Source organism: Armatimonadota bacterium (assembly GCA_031432545.1).
Classification (GTDB): Bacteria; Sysuimicrobiota; Sysuimicrobiia; order Sysuimicrobiales; family Sysuimicrobiaceae; genus Caldifonticola; species Caldifonticola tengchongensis.
Genome location: JAVKGX010000002.1, coordinates 56,059 through 74,793, shown reverse-complemented (window position 1 = coordinate 74,793; position 18,735 = coordinate 56,059). Strand labels below are relative to the sequence as shown.

Below are 18,735 nucleotides of genomic sequence, written 5' to 3'. Positions count from 1 at the left end.
CGGAGGGGGCCATGACCGAGTGGTTCCACGACACCGGGGGCGAGGGGTTCGCGCACGCCTACCGCATCGACGAGGTGTTGTTCGACGCCCGGTCGCCCTACCAGCACGTGAGAGTCGTCCGCACGCCGACGTTCGGCCGCATGCTCGTTCTCGACGATGCCGTGCAGACGACCGAGACTGACGAGTTCATCTACCACGAAATGCTGGCGCACCTGCCCCTTGTAACCCATCCGAACCCGAAGTCGCTGCTGATCATCGGCGGCGGGGACGGCGGGTTGCTGGAGGAGGGGCTGAAGCACCCGCTCGAACGCGCAGTGATGGTCGAGATCGACAGGATGGTGGTGGACGCCACCGTGCGCTTCATCCCTGAGATTCCGGCCGGCGCGTTCGACGACCCCCGCGCGGAGCTGCGGATCCAAGACGGCTTCGCATACGTGCGCGAGACCCCGCTGCGCTTCGACGTGGCCCTCGTCGACTCCACGGACCCCCAGGGGCCGTCGGTGCCGCTGTTCGGCGCGGAGTTCTACGGCGACCTGCACCGGATTCTCGCCGACGACGGCGTCCTCGCCGTCCAGAGCGGATCCCCTTTCTACCAGCGTGACCTGATCGGGCAGGTCAGGCGCAACATGGGGCAGCACTTCCCGATCGTGCGAACCTACGTCGCCACCGTACCGACCTATCCCGGGGTCCTCTGGTCGTTCACGCTCGGTTCCAAGAGGTACGATCCCCTGCAGACCGATCCAGAACGCATCGCATCGCGGATCGATCACCTCGGTCTGCGCTACTACACCGCCGACCGACATCACTGCGCCTTGCGTCCCCCGCCGTTCCTCCGCCAGATCGCGGACGGCGCGTAGCGGGGAGCGCGGTCGTGGCGGGTCTCTCCGTGCGGTCGTGGACGGATAGGCAGTGGCATGGGCCGCACGGCTGGCGATCCGGAGACCGCTGACTTCGGTGCGCTATTTGGCATCTGCCGATCACCCCGCGCCCGACGCCGCGATCGTTGGGATCCCCTACGACCGTACTCAGTCCCACCGCCGCGGCGCCGCTGTCGGACCCCAGGCGATCCGCGAGGCTTCCCACAGCATCGAAACCTACAGCCCTGAGCTGGACCGCGACCTGCAGGAAGTACGCCTCGCGGACCTGGGAGACCTGCCGGTTAGCGATCTACAGCCGCCGGCGATGCTGGACGCGGTACAGCGGGCGGTGGCGTCCTTGGACCCGGCGGTGCTGACCGTCTTGCTCGGCGGCGACCACACCGTCACGGTCGGTGCGGTCCGGGCCCTCGCCGCGCGCCATCCCGACCTGGTCGTGGTGCAGTTCGACGCCCACGCCGACTTTCGGGACGAGTATGAGGGGTCCAGATGGTCGCACGCCTGCACGATGCGCCGCATCTGGGAGGTTGTGGGCGACGGCCGGATCGTACAGCTCGGCGTTCGGTCGGGAACCCGCGACGAACTCGCGTTCGCCCAAACGCACTGCCGCTGGAGCCTGAGCCCGCTGGCTGCGCCGGAGACCGTGCTGCGCGAGCTGCACGACCGTCCCGTGTACCTGTCGACGGACATAGACGTCCTCGATCCCGCCTACGCACCGGGCGTCGGCAACCCGGAACCCGGGGGTCCTTCGTCCGCCGAGCTGATGGAGGCGCTCCGGCTGCTGGGGGAGGTCCGCGTGGTTGCGGCCGACGTCGTCGAGACATCGCCCCCCCACGATCCGTCCAGCACGACGGCCGTGGCCGCCGCCAAAATCGTCCGGGAACTCGTCCTCGCGTTCGCGGGACGCAGGCGGTAGCGGCAGGAGCCCGGGCACGCAGGTCGTATGATTCCGGCAGTGGGACCCAACCTCCCGCTGGTCGACACCATCCTCGGCGTCAGCGACCTGACGCTCAGATTCGCCGGCGTGGCCGCCGTCGACGGCCTATCGTTCCGCCTCCGGGCGGGCGAACTGCTGGGGATCATCGGTCCCAACGGCGCCGGCAAGACCAGCGTCCTCAACTGCGTCAACGGCTTCTACCGTCCGCAGGCGGGTCGCATCACCTTCCTCGAGCGGGACGTGACCCACGCCGCTCCCCATGCGCGGGCGGCGCTCGGAATCTCGCGGACCTTCCAGAACATCGCACTGTATCCACACATGACCGTCCTCGCGAACATCCTGTCCGGCCGGCTCATCCACATGCACACCAACCTCCTCGCCTGCGGCGTGTACTGGGGGCCGGGTCAGCGGGAGGTTCTCACCCACCGGGAGCGCGTCGAGCAGATCATCGACTTCCTGGAAATCGAGCCCTATCGGGACCACCTCGTCTCCGAGCTGCCGTACGGCATCCAGAAGAAGGTCGAACTCGGGCGCGCGCTGGCCATGGAGCCCCGACTGCTGCTGCTGGACGAGCCGATGGCCGGGATGAGCGTCGAGGAGAAGGCTGATATGGCCCGTTACATCCTCGAGCTCCGCGAGGTCCACGGCATCCCGATGATCCTGATCGAGCATGACATGGGCGTCGTGATGGACCTGTGCGACCGGCTGATCGCCATGGACTACGGGCGGAAGATCGCCGAAGGACCGCCCGGCGAGATCCAGCAGCATCCCGACGTCATCCGTGCCTATCTCGGCGAGGAACACGGAGTCGCCGAAGCGGCGGGTGGGCGGTGAGCGCGCAGGCCGTCCTTGAGCGTCCGCCGGCGGTGGGCCCGCAGGTCGAAGCCGCACTCGACACGTTCCCCAAACGGCTGGTGCACAACGCAGAGCGCTTCGGCGACCGCGTCGCCTTCCGGGAGAAGGAGTTCGGCATCTGGCAGGAGATCACGTGGCGCCAGTACCTAGAACACGCGCGCGCCTGCGCCGGCGGATTGCTGTCTTTGGGGATGCGCCGGGGTGACGTCATCGCCCTCATCGGTGACAACCGGCCGGAACTCTACTACGTCGCGATGGGCGCCCAGTCAATCGGGGGTGTCTCCTGCGGAATGTACCAAGACACCCTGGCCGAGCAGCTGGCCGAGCTGATCGACTTCGCCGACGCGCGCTTCGTCTTCTGCGAGGACCAGGAGCAGACCGACAAGATCCTGGCGATGGAGTCGAGGCTGCCGAAGGTCGAACGCATCATCGTCGAGGACTGGCGCGGCATGTGGCGGTACCGCCACCCGAAGCTCGTGAGCTTCCGCGACCTCGAAGCGCGCGGTGCGGAGATCAACGCACACACCCCGGACCGGTTCTCCCATGAGATCGCGCAGGGCCGGAGCTCGGACGTCGCCATCTTCTGCCTGACTTCGGGCACGACCGCCGTGCCGAAGCTGGCGATGCTCAGCCATGGGAACCTCCTCAGCCAGGGGCGCGACTTCCTCGCGGTGGAGCGGCACGTCTCGCCGAGCGACGAGTTTCTGAGTTTTTTGCCCTTCGCGTGGATCGGCGAGCAGATGATCTCCTACACGCTGCACCAGCTGGTCGGCTTCACCGTGAACTTCCCGGAGGAACCCGAAACGGTGCAGCGGGACTTCCGGGAGATCGGGCCGCACTTCATCTTCGCTCCGGCCCGGATCTACGAGGGCATCCACTCCTCGATCTCGGTGCGCATGCTGGACGCCGGACGGATGCGCCGCGCGATCTACGATCGGGCCATCGCGCTGGCCGCCCGGATCGCCGATCTCGAAGCCGAGGGGCGCCACGTCGCGCCCTGGCTAAAGCTGGCCTGGCACGCAGCGTACTGGACCGTCTATCGCCCCCTGCTGGACAAGGTCGGGTTGGTCCGCATGCGCGTCGCCTGGAACGGCGGCGCGTCGCTGGGGCCGGACTACTTCCGTTTCTTCCGCGGCCTGGGCCTCAACCTCAAGCAGATCTACGGACAGACCGAGATCGCCGGCATCTCGTGCGTGCACCGCGACGGCCAGGTGCGGTTCTGGACGATGGGGACACCGATCGCCAACACCGAGCTTCGCGTCACCGAAGACGGCGAGATCGTCAGCCGCAGTCCGTCGGTGTTCCAGGGCTACTACCGGAACCCCGAGGCCACCGCGCGGGCCCTGCGGGACGGGTGGCTGCACTCCGGGGACACCGGCGCGCTGGATCCGAGTGGAGACGTCATCCTCTTCGACCGCGCCGACGACATCATCACGCTGGCCGACGGTACGCGCATCCCTCCGCGCGTCGTCGAGGACATGCTGAAGTTCACCCCATACGTCGAGCAGGCGATGGTCCTCGCCCCGCAGCGCCCGTACCTCGCGGCGATTCTCAACATCGATTTCCGCAACGTCGGGAAGTGGGCCGAAGACCGCGGACTGGCCTACACGTCGTACATGGACTTGTCCCAGAAGCCGGAGGTGCTGGACCTCCTCGAGCGGATTGTCCGGGAGACCAACGACCGTCTGCAACCGGCGTGGCGCATCCGGGCCTTCGTGTCGCTGTACAAGGAGTTCGATCCCGACGACGATGAGCTAACCCGCACCCGTAAGCTGCGGCGCCGGCACATCGCCGACCGGTACCGGGAGCTGATCGACGCGATCTACGCGGGCGCACCACGCTTCGAGACCACGGTCACGATCCGCTACGAGGATGGCAGGATTGCCACGCTGCAGCCGGTGATGGAGATCCGCCGCGTCGACGGGACGTCGTGATGACACCCCAGTTCGTCCTCGAGGGCACGGTCATCGGGCTGGCCGTCGGCTCGATCTACGCGCTGATCGCTCTCGGCTTCGTCGTCCTGTATAAGTCCACGAAGATCCTCAACCTTGCGCACGGCGAACTCGTCCTGTTCGGCGGATATCTCGCCATCGCGGCCACCTACGGCCTTGCGGGTTGGCTCCCGGCGGGTGCCGCATTCGCCTTCGGGATCGCCGTCACCCTACTGGTCGCCGCCGCGCTGGGATTTGCGGTGGAGCGGGCGGTGATGCGCCCCCTGTTCGGCCAGCCGCTGTTGTCGGTGATCATCGTCACGCTGGCGCTGGGTTACGTCATCCGAGGCCTGATGGTGGGCCTGTGGGGCGCGGAGACGCGCACCTTCCCACCCATCGTCCCGCCCACCGTGGTGGAAGTGCTCTCCGTGCCGGTCTCGCTCGTCGGCGTCTGGAGCGCGGTATCGGCTCTGGTGCTGCTCGTGCTGTTCTCACTGTTCTTCCGGTACACGCTGTGGGGGATCGCAATGCGGGCGGCCGCCAACGAGCAGCTGACCGCCTCGACCCTCGGCGTCAGCCTCAAGCGCGCCTTCGCCTACGCGTGGGCGTTCGCCGCGGTCGCTGGGGCGGTCGGCGGAATCCTCCTGGGCCTGTGGCTGGGCGTCAACTTCGCCCTGAGCACCGTGGGTCTGAAGGCGCTCGCCGCGGTGATCCTGGGGGGGCTGGACAGCATCCCGGGTGCGATCGCCGGCGGACTCGCGGTAGGCGTGGTGGAGACGGTGGTCGGCGGTTACATCGATGCCTTCGTGAGGCTGTTCGGCCAGCCCCTGCACGGATTCAAGGAGGTGACCGCGTACTTGGTGATCCTGCTCGTGCTGATCCTCCGCCCCCACGGCTTGTTCGGGACCGAGCACATCGAACGCCTATAGTCGGGGAGCCCGCCGGTGGCCTACGCACGACCCTGCGGCGACTTCAAGACGTCCTACGCGCAGGACATGGCGCTGCTGGACATCCGACTGTACCGGGTGGGATTCGTCCTGCTGGCGGCCGGGCTGGTCGCCGCGCCCTGGTTGCTGGGACGCTGGATCTTCTTGCTCAACGACATCGCGATCTTCGCGATCGCCGCCACGGGGCTGTCGGTGCTGATGGGCTTTGCGGGACAGATCTCCCTCGGCCATGCCGCCTTCATGGCGGTGGGGGCGTACAGCTCGTGGTTCGTGACTGCCCAGCTGGGGTGGCCGTTCGTCGCCGCGCTGCCGCTGGCCGGCCTGAGCGCGTTCGCCGTCGGTGCGGTCGTCGGACTGCCGTCACTGCGCATCAAGGGCCTCTATCTGGCGATCGCGACCTTGGCGTTCCAGTTCCTCGTCGAGTACGTGATCGTGCAGACCGTCAGCGGCATGGGGGGGACGCCCGTCCCGCCGCTGGAGATCTTCGGCCGGACGCTGGCGACGGAGACGCAGTTTTACTACCTCGTGCTGCCGATCTGGGTCGGCGGCGCGGTCTTCGCAACCAACCTTGTGCGCACCCGCGTGGGGCTAGCCCTGATGGCCGTCCGGGACCGGGACTACGCGGCCCAGGTCCTCGGCGTCAACCTTCTGTACTACAAGACTCTCGCGTTTGCGATCTCGGCCTTCTACGCGGGTGTAGCCGGAAGCCTGTTTGCGCACTACAACCGCGTGATCGGCGCCGAGCACTTCAGCCTGGCGCAGTCGATCGACTTCGTGGCGATGCTGGTCATCGGGGGGTTGGGCAGCGTCTGGGGGCCGCATCTGGGTGCGGCGTTCGTGCGGACGCTCACGCAGATCCTAAAGATCGCTGCTCCGCTGATTGCGCTGTACGTCCCCCTCCTGGGACGGGCGGCTCCCTCGCTGCGGGAGATCCTGTTCGGAGCGCTCTTGATAGGTCTGCTGATCTGGGAGCCGGGCGGACTGGCCCGGCTGGCCCGCAAGCTGAAGCGCTACGTCGACCTGTGGCCGTTTCCCCACTAGCCTCCGCCGGCACGTCTCGCTTCGGCCGTCAGGCCAGCCAGCGTTTGCGGCGCGTGTAGGACCTGATCTCGGTGAACCGGCGGCGTCCCGTGCGGGTCATCCCCAGGTAAAACTCCTTGACGTCGGCGTCCTCCCGCAGACGCTCGGCCGGGCCGTCGAGCACGATCTTGCCGTTCTCCATCACGTATCCGTACGAAGCGAGCTGCAGCGCCATCCTCGCGTTCTGCTCGACCAGCAGGATCGTGATCCCCTGTTCGGCGTTGAGCCTGCGGACGAGGTGGAAGATCTCGCCGGCGACGATCGGCGCCAGCCCCAGGCTCGGCTCGTCCAGCAGCAACAGGCGCGGGCGAGCCATCATGGCGCATCCGATGGCCAACATCTGCTGTTCGCCGCCCGATAGGTAGCCTGCGCGCACGCGGCGACGTGCGCGCAGGCGCGGGAAGTACGCGTATACCCTCTCGAGCGATTCGCGGACCCCAAAGCGGCGGAGGACGGCCCCCGCCAGCAGGTTCTCCTCGGTGGTGAGTTCCTCGAACAGCCGCCGCCCCTCCCGTACCATCACGATTCCCGCTCTGGCCGTCTCCTCGGGCAGCCAGTTCTCGATGCGGCGGCCCTCGAACTCCACGGATCCGCGGGTCACCTCCCCGCGCTCCAGGCGGACAAGTCCCGAGATGGCCTTCAGCGTCGTGGTCTTGCCCGCTCCGTTCGCCCCGATCAGCGCGGTGATGCTCCCGGGCGCCACGGACAGCGACACCCCCTTGAGCACGAGGATCGTGCCCCAGTAGACCACCTCGATGTTGTTGACGGTTAGAATCCCAGCCAGTCCCTTCGCCGCTCCACCGTGACCTGTTCGACTAACCGGATGCGGTCACCGCGGATCTGCATGATGCGGGTCGTCGTCGACGGGCGGTGGTCGGTGCGCGTCAGCGTGATCGGGGGCGCGAGACCTTCCGGATCCCAGTCGCGCAGCGTCTCCAGCGTCGCGCGGATCGACGGTCCGCTGACCCCGCCCAGCCGGGCGTACGTGGCCCAGTTGTCGACGATGATCTCCAGACCCCGCCGCAACAGGAAGACGTTGAGCCAACCGCGGATGTACGACGCGATGTACGGCGAGCCCACGGTCCCCCACTCGAACCGGGGCACCTCACGGCCCTGGAACCGCCGGTACGCGTCGAAGACGACCCGCATGCCCGGGGCCGGCTCGCCGAAGTACACGTGCGGCGTGGTCCCGTAGACCCCATCGGCCGCGGCACCGATTCGCTTGATCATGCTCTCGTCGAAGCCCCACACGTTCACGAACCAGCGCGTCCTCGCCCCCACCTGCTTGGCGTCCCGGACCGTCACCGACGCGGAACTCGTCGTCCCCCCAAACCAGGCGAAGTCCGCTCCCGCGGTGCGGATGGCGGTCACCTGCGCGCGGGCCTCGAGTGCGCCCAGGTCGACGATCTGGTCCGGCAGCACCTCGAAACCGAGTTCGCGGGCGTAGGCCTTGCCGGCGGGGATCGGCGCCAGGCCGTAGGGGTGGTTGGGGTAGACGAAGACGAACTTGGGCCGCTGGATGCGTTCCTGCTCGGCGAGCTGGCGCGCGAACTTCAGCACCGCCCGGAGCTGATCCGAATACGACGAGACCGGGTAGAAGTTGTACGGCGTCTTCGAGGGGTCGTTCAGGTGCGACGAATAGGAGGCGGAAATGAACGGGATCTGATCCGCGGCGACCTGCTCTTTCAGGGCCTCCGTGTCGTTCGTGCCCCAACCGACGATCGCCAGCACCCTGTCGACGTCGCGGTACTTGCGGTACAGCGCCAGGCTCTCCGGGATCCGGTAGGCGTAGTCCGCCCACACCAGGTCGATCTTCATCCGCCCGCGGATCCCGCCCATGACGTCGTTGATGTAGCGGACGTGATCCTGCACCCCCCGGGCGTAGTCGACGCCGACGTCTGACGTCGGGCCCGTGAGGTCGAACAGCGCTCCGACCTTGATGGTCGACGGGATCGCAGGGGCTTGCGCCGTCAACGGCGCCGCAGCCGCCCAGACCAACACCAAGACCAAGACCATGACCGTCCAGGACCGTCGCATCCCATCCCCCCTCGCCGCCCGGCCCAACCGGGCAACTAGTTACCGGTTGTGGGCCGTTTCGGTCTGGGTTTCGACGCCCTGGCTGGCTCCCCTGCTGTCGTGCGGTGGGATCTAGCGGCCCCAGACCTGGCGAAAGACGCGCAGGGCGTTCTCTCCGAGGATCTTGCGGACGACCTCGGGCGCGTAACCCCGGCGGATCATCGCCTCGGTCAGGTGCGGCATCCTGGAGACGTCCTCCAGGCCTCGCGGTGTGCGTCCGATCCCGTCGTAGTCGGTGCCCAGGGCCACGTGGTCGGGCCCCATCACCCGCAGCATATGGTCGACGTGGTGGAGCACGTGCTCGACGGTGTCGCCCCCCAGGAACTCCGGATAGAAGTTCACCCCCACGACGCCGCCCCGGCGCCCGATGGCACGCAGCTGGTCGTTGGTGAGGTTGCGGCGGTGGGGGTGAACGGCGGCCGCGTTGGAGTGGGTCGCGACGATCGGGCCGCGCGTCGCTTCGAGGACCTGCCAGAACGCCGCCTCAGACAGGTGGGAGACGTCCACGACCATACCCAGGCGTTGCATCCGCTGAAGGACTCGTCGCCCGAGGGCGCTGAGGCCGCCGTGCTCGGTGCCGCCGACGCCGTCTGCCAGCCGGTTGGACCCGTTCCACGTCAGCGACATGATCCGGACCCCGCGCCGCCAGAACCCGTCCAGTCTTTCCGGCCGGTCTCCGATGGCCTCGCCATTCTCGATCGAGAGCACCGCGGCCAGCTTGCCGGTGGCTGCGGCGGTACGAATCTGCTCCACCGTCGTGCACAGCACCACCCGACCGGACACCCCCGCCTCGCGGTCGAACGCGTCCAGAAGCTGGATGGCACGCCGGTGACCCCCGGTCGGCGCGTAGCGCGGGGCCACGTATACGGCGAACACCTGGACATCCACCCCACCCTCGCGCAGACGCGGGAGGTCAACGTGCCCGGTGCGGGAGCGCACCCCGAACCGGCGCCCGGCGTCGGCGACGTGTAGCAGCGTGTCAGCGTGCAGGTCGACGACCAGCGCATCGCGGTGGAGCCGCCCGGCGCCGGACATACCGAGGGCGGCGAGGACTGATGCCATCACGAAAAGACGGAGCAACCGACTCGGTCAGCGATCACGTCTTTTGTCCACTGCCGCCATCCTACTCGACCACAATCGCCCGCGCATCGACCGCCACAACCCGAGGTCCGATGCGCACCTCCGGCCCCCACACGCCGACGGTCAGCCCGGGGCGGAGGTCCGCAGGTGCCAGCCTGCGACCGTCCCTGACCACGAACGTCTGCGGGCCGACGCTGACGACGATCGGGCCCATGAGCACCACGCCGCGGCCCACTGCCGTGATCGCACCCCGGGCCGCGGGGCGTTCGGGTGCGGCGTACTCCACCGCGACCGATGTCGCGATCAGGCTGCCGTCGGCGCCCATGGGTCCTGCGAGGCGCACGACGTCGTAGGGGCGGATGTCGTCCGCACGGGTGCGCGCGCCAGCCACCCGCGCTTCGGGGGACAGGAAGGCCAGGCGCACCTGGCCGGACAGGTGAAGGAGGACGAGTACGGGCCCGCGCCGCTCCACGACGAGGGCCAAGTCGGGCACCCCCGCGGCCCTCACCGCCTCTCGCCCGAGCACCTCGATGCGGAGTGCCACCCACGCGCCGCCCGCCGGCAAGGCCCAGATGTGGACGCGGTCGCCGGCCCGGACGTCGCTCAGTGCAAGCGTCCCACCGCCCCACGCGATGACGACACCGGGCGGCACGCGGACCACCACCGGTCTGGAGCCGCCTTCGGGTCGCACCGACAGGACACCTGCCGCCGGCTGGATCGAGACGACGATCCCGTGGATCTGAGCGGGTGCCGGCCCGCGGGGCGGCGGCCCGGCGCGGACGACCGACGACAGAGCGACGACGGCAGCCGCGACCAGGCCCCACGCGACAGCTGTGCGGAACCCACCGGCAAAAAGGCGCGGTCTCATCAGGGGCGCAGGAAGGGATCCCGCCGGATCTCGTCCTGGAACTTCTCGATCACGTCGATCAGCGGCCTGTGCTCAGCCGGTGCCTGCGGCGGCCTGGGGCCGGGCTGCGGGGCCCGTTCGTCGCGCGGGACCGGACCCTCCATCTGCGGCCGTACCGACGGGACGGCCGCCCGCAATGTAGTCAGGATCTGCTCGAACGTGAGGCCGCGGTCGCGGAGCGCCGCCACACGCTCCACCGGGACACCCGCCTGCCGCGCGACCTCCGTCAGCCGGGCGCTCTCGCGGTTGGGGTCCGTCCCTTCGGCGAACGCAGCCAACATTTCCAGGGGGACGCTGCCCACGGCCGCGAAGTGCAGACCTCCGCGTTCCCACATCAACACGCGGAAGTAGCCGACCTGGTAGAACCGACCGGCCAGACCCCCGATCCGGACCGGTTCGCCGCCCGGCGGCATCCCCATCCGGTTGGCCGGCATCTCGAACAACGAGACGCTGCTGGCACCGTCCGTGTAGCGCAGCACCACCGCGCCGAGGTTCTCGAACCGCGAGACGCCGCCCCGGTCGTACCGGTACCCGTGGGGCAGCGTCGCCGGGGCGACCGGACGGAAGCCGGCGCGCTGTTCGAGGATCGACAGCCGCTGCGGTGCCGGCGCGCCCGACTCGAGTTGCAACACGCGCGCACCTGCCGGCAGCCGGAACCGAAACATCGCGTCCGGTAGGTTCAAACTGAAGCTGATGCGCACGAAGGTGCTCGTGAAGAAGACGCCACGCTCGCGGTCGGACTCCTCCGACTTGACGATCAGGCCGGTGAGCCGATCGACCCAGAACCGGCGCTCGACACCGGACCGCTTGGGTTGGAGGGCGATCAGGTAGGCTTCCCGCCCCAGCACACTGTCGGTCCCCAGAAGGCGCACGTTGTAGTTCTCCGGCAGCCGGTCCAGTTCTGCGGCCTCAGGGCGCCCCAGCGACGGCCCACGGATCGCGAGGTGCACCGACGGCTCGTAGTGCCACGACACCTCGCCGTCGTCGATCAGGACCCGCCCGGCGATGCCCTTGGGTGCCAGGTACTCGAAGCGATAGGCGTGCGGGTGGCGGTGCCACTCCGAGACCGTGATCGACTCCACGGCGTCGCCCCGCTGCGTGGTGATGACCTTCGTGCCCTCATAGTCGAGGAACTCCGGCGCCCGCACCGCGTTCTTGAGGATCTCCAGCGGCGATGGCGCAGGTACCGCGGCTGCACCCACCGAGGCCGAACCCCCTGCGGCCCAGGCCACCAGGAGCGCAAGGCTTGCCAGCAGGACGCCCACCCGGCTCATCGCTTCCCGCCTTCCTCGTCGTCCGGCCTCGACCACTCCCCCGCCAGCGCCAGGTTCGTGTCCGTGAGCACCACGCCCAGATAGGCTCTGTCGCTGAGCGGGTCGGTCGAGGTATGTACAGCGTGCTCGCGGACGAAGAAGTGGATGCCCACCTCCGACGCGCGGAGCCTGCCCAGTTCGCCGCGCACGACCGGCAGCAACAGCACCACTGCCATCACGGCGACCGCCACCAGGGCCAGCGCCGGGCGCCGCGCCCACGCGCTCAGCCATCCGCGCAGCCGGCTGCCGAGCGCCGATGGTTGCGGCAGGACCAGCGGCCGAACCTGCTTCAAAATCTCTTCCTCGAGACCTTCGGGGACCGGCCGGTCGGGCAGCGAGCGGAGCAGCGTCCTCACACGCAGCAACTCGTCGTGCAGCTGTCGCACGTCCTCGCGCGTGCGCAGCAGCGCCTCGACCTCGCGGCGCTCGGCCGCCGAGACCTCGTCGTCGAGGTACGCACTGATCAGTCGTTCCAGCCGCCGGTTCATGTCTGCTCCGCCCTTGTCCCGCCCTCGTGGTCGCCGCGCAATCCCATCAGCGGGGTGCGTCCGAGCGGGCTGCCGACCTCCGGTAGACCGGTGCCAGCCTATCCCGCAGGGCCTTGCGGGCCCGGTGCAGCCGGGACTTGACGGTCCCCACCGGCACCCGCATCGCCTGCGCGATTTCCTCGTACGCGAGTCCCTCAATGTCGCTCAGGATCACAACCATCCTCAGGTCTTCCGTCAGGCTCTCCAGGGCGCGCTGGATCTCACCGTCGAGCATCGGGGTGACGACGAGTTCTTCTGGATTTCCAGACGGATCGGGAACCGTCCGCTCGACTTCGCCGCCCCGGGGCGTCGTGACCGGCATGTCCAGCGACTCCACACGCGCCCGCGGACGCTTGCGCAGCATGTCGATGAAGAGGTTCGTCACGATCCGGTACAGCCACGACTCCAGCGGCGTCCCCGGTTCGATCTTACGCAGGGCGCGGTAGACGCGCACGAACGCTTCTTGGGTCAGATCCTTGGCGTCCGCGTCGTTGCCGGCCATGCGGTACGCGACGTTGTAGACGTGACGGCTGTAGCGGCGGACGATGTCCTCGAACTGCGCGATCTCGTGCTCCGCGTAGCCCCAACGGGTCTCCGGAGAGCCCAAGTACGCCTCCCGCACGGCGCCCATACCCCAAGCTACGCAGGGAAGGGCCAGTTTCGTTCCCGGAGCCGCCGCAGCCCGGTGCCAGGCACCGGACCCAGCGGCTTCCTGAGTATCTTCCGGCCGCCGCAGCGCCCATCCTCTCCGCGTCCGGCCGGGTGGGCGGTCGGCCCGGTCGAACGCTCAGGGGATCGTGACGTGGGGCCGGATCTGCTCGATCCTGCGCGGGCCGATGCCCTTCACCCGCCGGAGGTCCTCCACGCTCGCGTACGGGCCGTTGTGAGCGCGATCCTCGACGATCCGCTGGGCCAGTTTCGGCCCGATCCCGGGCAGGCGCTCGAGCTCTGCGGCGGAGGCCGTGTTCAGTGAGACCGGACCTACCGGCAGCCGTCCCGCGGGCCGTGGCGCCACCGCGATCTGAGCCGGCGGGGTCTCCGCCGGAGCGTGGATGACCACCGGCGGCGTCTGCCGGCCGACGGCCTGCACCGCGATGCCACCGAGTATCGCCACGCACGCGGCGACGAGGAGCAGTGCCTCGTGGCGCGTAAACTGCGGCATGGATCGACCGAGTTGCCTCCACTTTACCGAACGCCCGACACTGCACTTTTTCGCACACCCCGGTACCTGGAACCGGTACCAGGAACCGCGACGGAGAGCTCCCCAGGGGGCTACGATCCGTAAGGTTGACGGGTTGGCTGTACCAAGTAGCGTTGCGGGGCGAGCGCGAACCGGTCACGGCAGTGGGAACAGCAGAAGTAGTACGTGGTCTCGCGGTAGCGGTGGGTGGGCGCAGCGCCGCGGGTACTCACCTTCATCCCGCACACCGGATCCGTCACTTCCTCGGGCGCCGCGTAGCGGTGCTGTGCGCTGGGGGATCGACGGTGGGCGGCGAACTCCGCCAGCACCGCCAGGGCGATCTCCTCCTGGGTGCTGGGGCCCAGGTCCAATCCCGCGGGCGCACGCACCTTGGCCAGATCCTGGTCGGAGAACCCGCGGCGCCGCAACTCGTCCAGCACCGAGCGGGCCCGGCGTCGGCTCGCCACCAGGGCCACGTATTCCACACGAGCGCGGAGGGCTTCGCCCAGCGCGTCCTCGTCCCAGTGACCCATGGTGGCCACGACCGCGCCGTCGACGTGCGTCACGGAGCCAGATGGCAGCGTCCGCACGAACACCACGTCGGCTTCCGGCCCGTGGCCCTCTGCCTCGACCACGGACGTGACCCGGTAACCGACGGTCCTCGCCAGCCGCACGAGCGTGCGGGCCACGAGGCTGTCGCCGAACACCACCAGGTGCGGGTCGGGCTCTACCGGTTCGAGGAACAGCTCCACGGTACCGCCCGATGGACACGTGGTCACGGCGGACACCCAACCCTCCGAGGTTCCGCCGTCCTCCGGGCCGATGCGAACCAACCTCGCCTTCCGATCCACCAGGGCCCGCAACGCCTCCCGGACCACCAGGGGTTCCGAGCACGCACCTCCCACCCACCCCTCCAGCATGCCGTCGGCGGTCACCAGCGCGCGGTCGCCCGGGTGCGTGGAGGCGGGCTTTTCGACGCGCACCACCGTGGCCAGCACAAAAGGCCGGCCCGCCCGGCGCAGTTCCGCCGCGCGGCGCTCCACCTCCCAGCGCATCCCTACTCCGCCAGGCCCGCCTGCTCCAGCGCTGCCCGCACCCTGTCGGGCGTCAAGGGCATGTCGATGTTGCGGATCCCCGCGTGCGCCAGCGCATCGACGACGGCGTTCACATACGCCGCCGGAGAGCCGACGGTTGCCGACTCACCCACTCCCTTGGCCCCTAGGGGATGGTGCGGGGACGGGGTCACGGTCTCGTGCAGCTCGAACCGCGGCGTCTCCCATGCCGTGGGCAGGAGGTAGTCCATGAAGTTCGATCCGATACAGTTGCCCTGCTCGTCGAAGGTGATGAGTTGCATGGCCGCGATCCCGTAGCCCTCGCACAGACCACCCATGATCTGCCCGTCGACGATCATGGGGTTGATCCGCACACCGCAGTCGTCCACGGCAACCACCCGCAGGGGTTTCCACTGCCCGGTCCCGCGGTCCACCTCCACCACGACCGCGTACGTGCCGAAGGGGAAGGTGAGATTGGGCGGGTCGTAGTAGCAGACGTCCTCCAGCCCGGGCTCCATGTCCTGCGGGAAGTTCGTGTACGCCGCCAGCGCCACGTCCTGGATCGTCTTGAACCGATCCGGCGCACCGCGCACGAAGAACCGTCCGGGTTCCCACTCCAGGTCGTCCTCGCTCACCTCCAGCAGGTGGGCGGCGATCTTCTTAGCCTTCTCCCGGATGCGCCGCGCCACGACCGCGGCTGCCGCACCGCTGGTGGGCGTGCTGCGGCTGGCGTACGTGCCGAGTCCGTAGGGCGTGTGGTCGGTGTCGCCCTCTTGGACCTCCACGTCTCGCGCCGGGATCCCCAGTTCGCTGGCTACGATCTGTGCATAGGTGGTCTCGTGCCCCTGGCCCTGGGTGCGGGTCCCCAGCTTCAGGACCGCCTTGCCCGTGGGGTGGACCCGCAGCTCGGCGGAGTCGAACATCTTGAGGCCCAGGATGTCGAAAGTGTGCGATGGCCCCGCGCCGACGATCTCGGTGAAGGACGCCAGGCCGATCCCGATCAGCCTGCCCTGCCCGCGGGCCTCCTCCTGCTCCCGGCGCCAGCGTGCGTAGTCCAGTTTCTCCAGCGCCAAGTCCAACGCCCGGTGGTAGTCGCCGGAGTCGTACACCCATCCGAACGCAGAACGGTAGGGGAACTGGTCTTTGCGGACGAAGTTGCGCCGCCGGAACTCCGCGGGATCCATCCCCAGCTCGTAGGCCGCGGTCTGCACCAGCCGCTCGATGAGGAAGGACGCCTCCGTGACGCGGAAGGAGCACCGGTACGCCACCCCTCCCGGGGCCTTGTTGGTGTAGGCCCCGTCCGCCTCGCAGAACGCCGCGGGGATGTCGTAGGATCCGCTGACGATGTGGAACAGACCGATCTTGAACTTGCTGGGCTGCGCGTCCGCGTAGAAGGCTCCGTGGTCGCCCAGGACCTTGACCCGCAGCCCCACGATGCGGTCACCCTTGAGCGCGAGTTCGCCCTTCATGTGGAAGTCCCGCGCGTACCCCGTGGAGATGAGGTTGCCTGTGCGGTCCTCTACCCACTTCACGGGTCGGCCCAACAGCAGTGACGCCGCTGTGGCCACCACGTAGCCGGGGTAGACGGGCACCTTGTTGCCGAACCCGCCCCCGATGTCGGGAGAGACGATGCGGATCTGGTGCTCCGGGTAGCCCGTGACCAGGGCGAACACCGTACGCACCGCGTGGGGCGCCTGACTCGTCATGTAGATGGTGGCCTTGCCCGTGGCGGGGTTGACGTCGGCGATGCACCCACAGCACTCCAGCGGCGCCGGATGGCAGCGCGGGTAGTGGGTCTCCAGGGCAACCACCCGGTCGGCCTGCTGAAACGCCCGCTCCGTGGCCTCCCGGTCGCCCGCCTCCCAGTGGTAGATGTGGTTCGTGGTCTGGCCGGGTTTCTCGTCCCGCACCAACGGGGCCCCGGGCTCCAACGCCTTGCGGGGATCGACGACCGGCGGCAGGGGCTCGTAGTCCACCTCGATGAGCTGCACCGCGTCCTTGGCCACGTAGGGGCTGGCGGCCACCACCGCGGCCACTTCTTGACCCTGGAACCGGACCTTGTCGGTGGCCAACACCGCCTGGGTGTCGCCCGACAACGTGGGCATCCATGCCAGGTTGTGGGCCGCCAGGTCCTGGCCGGTGATAACCGTTACCACACCTGGGAGCGCCTGGGCCTTGGACGTGTCGATCGACCGGATGCCGGCGTGCGCATAGGGACTGCGAAGGATCTCCATGTGCAGCATGCCCGGCAACTTGATGTCGTCCAGGTACTGGCCACGGCCTCTGACGAACCGATCGTCCTCCTTCCGGTGCAGGGAGACGCCGACACCGCCGAGTTCCTCGATCTTGGTGGCCACACCCTCACCTCCCCGCGGCCGCAGGCTCGCGCAACCGCCGAGCCGCCCACTGGATGGCCTTCACGATGTTCTGGTAGCCTGTGCACCGGCAGAGGTTCCCGGAGATGGCCCACCGGATCTGCTCTTCGGTGGGATCGGGGTTCTCTTCCAACAGCGCCTTCGCCGTCAGCATCATCCCGGGCGTGCAGAACCCGCACTGCAGCCCGTGCTCCTCCTTGAACCCCTGCTGGATGGGGTGCAGTTCTCCGTCCCGTGCCAGACCCTCCACCGTGGTGATGCTGCGGCCGTCCGCCTGCACGGCGAAAAACGTGCACGACTTGACGGGCAGCCCGTCCAGCAGCACCGTGCACGCTCCACACGACGTGGTGTCGCAGCCGATGTGGGTTCCGGTGAGGTTCAGCACCTCCCGCAGGAAGTGCACGAGCAACAGCCGCGGTTCCACTGCAACGGTGTGGGAGACGCCGTTGACCGTAACCGTGATGGTCCGCTCCATCGTATCCTCCTCAGGCAGCTTTGATCACCATGGCGTGGCGGAGCGCCCGCTGCACGAACACCCGCACCACCTGACGCTTGTAGTGCGCGCTGCCCCGGTGGTCGCTGGCGGGGTCCGCTTCCTCCGCAGCCTTGCGCGCGACCTCGGCAGCGAGTTCGTCCGTGAGGGCCTGGCCCAGCAGGAGGGACTCGGCTCCCCGCGCCTTGACGTACATGGGCCCGACGGCGGTGAGCCCAATGCCCGCGCGGGCCACTCGCCCGTCCGACAGCGTGAGGAAGACAGCCACCCCCACCGTCGCGAAGTCCCCGACCTTGCGCTCGAGCTTCAGGTAGGTGCCGAACATCCGGCCGGGGACGGCGGGAAAGCGGGCCTCCGTAACCAGCTCATCCGGCTGCAGAACGGTGGTGAGGGGTCCCAAGAAGAACTCCGTCGCCGGAACGATTCGGTGTCCGCGGAGGCTGCGGATCATCAGTTGTGCGTCCATAGCCACCGCCACAGCGCCCCAGTCGCCTTGGGGGTCTGCGTGACAGAGGCTGCCCACGAGTGTACCGAGATTCCGGACCAGCGGATCGGCCACCTGGGACGCACACGCAGCTACCGTGGGGTAGCGGGCGCGTACCGCTTCGGACCGCTCCAGGTGTCGATGGCGGGCGAGCGCCCCCACACTCAAGCCGTCGGGTCCGTCGCGGACGAACTCGAGCTCGGTGACCCGGTTGATGTCCAAGAGCCACGCGGGCTGCGCGAAGCGCAGCTTCATCAGGGGTATGAGACTCTGACCGCCTGCCAGGACCTTGGCCTCGTCCCCTCTCCGGCTCAGAATGTCCAGCGCTTCCTGCAGCGTGGTGGGTACTGCGTAGTCGAACCTGGGCGGATACATCCCAGCTCCCCTCCCCCCTGAGACGCGAAGTACGGACCGTACCGAAAGAAACCGTACCGCGGGCCCGGAGGTTTGCGTGACGCGAGGAGCCGGCTGAGGAGAAGGTGTCGTAGGCCGCAGGAAGGCTTCGACGTCTTCGCGGCGGATGCGCAGCGTGCGCTCGCCCACACGGTACGCACGCAACCTCCCGGAGACGACCCAGCGCCAGACCGTGGTACGGTGAACTCGAAGGAGCCGGGCTACTTCGG

Annotated in this window: 18 protein-coding genes; 6 read left to right on the top strand and 12 right to left on the bottom strand. The window is 68.6% G+C overall.

Annotated elements, in window-relative coordinates:
- The first annotated feature begins 11 nt into the window (after window positions 1-11).
- From speE to QN163_04000, 6 genes are read left to right on the top strand one after another with little or no spacing between them, the layout of a single operon-like run.
- The gene (speE, locus tag QN163_04025) at window positions 12-857 is read left to right on the top strand and encodes a polyamine aminopropyltransferase (GenBank protein MDR5683177.1); all 846 of its coding nucleotides are present in this window, start codon (window positions 12-14) and stop codon (window positions 855-857) included.
- Window positions 858-909: 52 nt separating this feature from the next.
- A complete protein-coding gene (gene speB, locus QN163_04020; protein MDR5683176.1) occupies window positions 910-1,791 on the top strand; it encodes an agmatinase in 882 nt (293 codons plus the stop codon).
- Window positions 1,792-1,818: 27 nt separating this feature from the next.
- On the top strand, window positions 1,819-2,646 hold the full coding sequence (locus QN163_04015) for an ABC transporter ATP-binding protein (GenBank protein ID MDR5683175.1): 828 nt from the start codon (window positions 1,819-1,821) through the stop codon (window positions 2,644-2,646).
- Entirely contained in the window at window positions 2,643-4,601 is a 1,959-nt protein-coding gene (locus tag QN163_04010) for an AMP-binding protein (GenBank protein MDR5683174.1), read from the top strand. Before QN163_04015 ends, QN163_04010 begins: the two co-directional genes overlap by 4 nt.
- On the top strand, window positions 4,601-5,527 hold the full coding sequence (locus tag QN163_04005; GenBank protein MDR5683173.1) for a branched-chain amino acid ABC transporter permease: 927 nt from the start codon (window positions 4,601-4,603) through the stop codon (window positions 5,525-5,527). The genes QN163_04010 and QN163_04005 overlap by 1 nt, the downstream gene beginning before the upstream one ends.
- Before the next feature lie 15 nt (window positions 5,528-5,542).
- Complete coding sequence (locus QN163_04000) at window positions 5,543-6,586, top strand: branched-chain amino acid ABC transporter permease (GenBank protein MDR5683172.1); 1,044 nt, start codon at window positions 5,543-5,545, stop codon at window positions 6,584-6,586.
- 28 nt (window positions 6,587-6,614) lie between these two features.
- Here QN163_04000 and QN163_03995 read toward each other — a convergent pair whose 3' ends face one another.
- From QN163_03995 to QN163_03940, 12 genes are all read right to left on the bottom strand, one after another.
- Window positions 6,615-7,400, bottom strand: coding sequence for an ABC transporter ATP-binding protein (locus QN163_03995; GenBank protein MDR5683171.1), 786 nt, complete (start codon window positions 7,398-7,400; stop codon window positions 6,615-6,617).
- Window positions 7,394-8,662 carry an ABC transporter substrate-binding protein gene (locus tag QN163_03990; GenBank protein ID MDR5683170.1) on the bottom strand — a complete coding sequence of 423 codons (1,269 nt, stop codon included), beginning with the start codon at window positions 8,660-8,662 and terminating at the stop codon, window positions 7,394-7,396. Before QN163_03990 ends, QN163_03995 begins: the two co-directional genes overlap by 7 nt.
- Before the next feature lie 111 nt (window positions 8,663-8,773).
- Window positions 8,774-9,763 (bottom strand): dipeptidase, encoded by a 990-nt coding sequence (locus QN163_03985; GenBank protein ID MDR5683169.1) that lies wholly within the window; start codon window positions 9,761-9,763, stop codon window positions 8,774-8,776.
- Window positions 9,764-9,824: 61 nt separating this feature from the next.
- Window positions 9,825-10,649: a hypothetical protein gene (locus QN163_03980; protein ID MDR5683168.1), complete on the bottom strand. Its 825-nt coding sequence runs from the start codon at window positions 10,647-10,649 to the stop codon at window positions 9,825-9,827.
- On the bottom strand, window positions 10,649-11,962 hold the full coding sequence (locus tag QN163_03975; GenBank protein ID MDR5683167.1) for a sigma-E factor regulatory protein RseB domain-containing protein: 1,314 nt from the start codon (window positions 11,960-11,962) through the stop codon (window positions 10,649-10,651). The genes QN163_03980 and QN163_03975 overlap by 1 nt, the downstream gene beginning before the upstream one ends.
- Window positions 11,959-12,489: a zf-HC2 domain-containing protein gene (locus QN163_03970; GenBank protein ID MDR5683166.1), complete on the bottom strand. Its 531-nt coding sequence runs from the start codon at window positions 12,487-12,489 to the stop codon at window positions 11,959-11,961. Before QN163_03970 ends, QN163_03975 begins: the two co-directional genes overlap by 4 nt.
- 46 nt (window positions 12,490-12,535) lie before the next feature.
- Entirely contained in the window at window positions 12,536-13,159 is a 624-nt protein-coding gene (locus QN163_03965; protein ID MDR5683165.1) for a sigma-70 family RNA polymerase sigma factor, read from the bottom strand.
- Between the two features lie 156 nt (window positions 13,160-13,315).
- Window positions 13,316-13,690 carry a helix-hairpin-helix domain-containing protein gene (locus QN163_03960; GenBank protein MDR5683164.1) on the bottom strand — a complete coding sequence of 125 codons (375 nt, stop codon included), beginning with the start codon at window positions 13,688-13,690 and terminating at the stop codon, window positions 13,316-13,318.
- Window positions 13,691-13,800: 110 nt separating this feature from the next.
- A complete protein-coding gene (locus tag QN163_03955; protein MDR5683163.1) occupies window positions 13,801-14,763 on the bottom strand; it encodes an XdhC family protein in 963 nt (320 codons plus the stop codon).
- 2 nt (window positions 14,764-14,765) lie between these two features.
- The gene (locus tag QN163_03950; protein MDR5683162.1) at window positions 14,766-17,117 is read right to left on the bottom strand and encodes an aerobic carbon-monoxide dehydrogenase large subunit; all 2,352 of its coding nucleotides are present in this window, start codon (window positions 17,115-17,117) and stop codon (window positions 14,766-14,768) included.
- Window positions 17,118-17,121: 4 nt separating this feature from the next.
- Window positions 17,122-17,610 carry a (2Fe-2S)-binding protein gene (locus tag QN163_03945; protein ID MDR5683161.1) on the bottom strand — a complete coding sequence of 163 codons (489 nt, stop codon included), beginning with the start codon at window positions 17,608-17,610 and terminating at the stop codon, window positions 17,122-17,124.
- A gap of 10 nt (window positions 17,611-17,620) precedes the next feature.
- A complete protein-coding gene (locus QN163_03940; GenBank protein ID MDR5683160.1) occupies window positions 17,621-18,487 on the bottom strand; it encodes a xanthine dehydrogenase family protein subunit M in 867 nt (288 codons plus the stop codon).
- Window positions 18,488-18,735: the final 248 nt, after the last annotated feature.

Coding starts and splice junctions, on each gene's coding strand:
- speE (MDR5683177.1), top strand. CDS start 12: ATGACCGAGTGGTTCCACGACACCGGGGGCGAGGGGTTCGCGCACGCC.
- QN163_04015 (MDR5683175.1), top strand. CDS start 1,819: ATGATTCCGGCAGTGGGACCCAACCTCCCGCTGGTCGACACCATCCTC.
- QN163_04005 (MDR5683173.1), top strand. CDS start 4,601: ATGACACCCCAGTTCGTCCTCGAGGGCACGGTCATCGGGCTGGCCGTC.
- QN163_03990 (MDR5683170.1), bottom strand. CDS start 8,662: ATGCGACGGTCCTGGACGGTCATGGTCTTGGTCTTGGTGTTGGTCTGG.
- QN163_03985 (MDR5683169.1), bottom strand. CDS start 9,763: ATGGCATCAGTCCTCGCCGCCCTCGGTATGTCCGGCGCCGGGCGGCTC.
- QN163_03980 (MDR5683168.1), bottom strand. CDS start 10,649: ATGAGACCGCGCCTTTTTGCCGGTGGGTTCCGCACAGCTGTCGCGTGG.
- QN163_03975 (MDR5683167.1), bottom strand. CDS start 11,962: ATGAGCCGGGTGGGCGTCCTGCTGGCAAGCCTTGCGCTCCTGGTGGCC.
- QN163_03970 (MDR5683166.1), bottom strand. CDS start 12,489: ATGAACCGGCGGCTGGAACGACTGATCAGTGCGTACCTCGACGACGAG.
- QN163_03965 (MDR5683165.1), bottom strand. CDS start 13,159: ATGGGCGCCGTGCGGGAGGCGTACTTGGGCTCTCCGGAGACCCGTTGG.
- QN163_03960 (MDR5683164.1), bottom strand. CDS start 13,690: ATGCCGCAGTTTACGCGCCACGAGGCACTGCTCCTCGTCGCCGCGTGC.
- QN163_03955 (MDR5683163.1), bottom strand. CDS start 14,763: ATGCGCTGGGAGGTGGAGCGCCGCGCGGCGGAACTGCGCCGGGCGGGC.
- QN163_03945 (MDR5683161.1), bottom strand. CDS start 17,610: ATGGAGCGGACCATCACGGTTACGGTCAACGGCGTCTCCCACACCGTT.
- QN163_03940 (MDR5683160.1), bottom strand. CDS start 18,487: ATGTATCCGCCCAGGTTCGACTACGCAGTACCCACCACGCTGCAGGAA.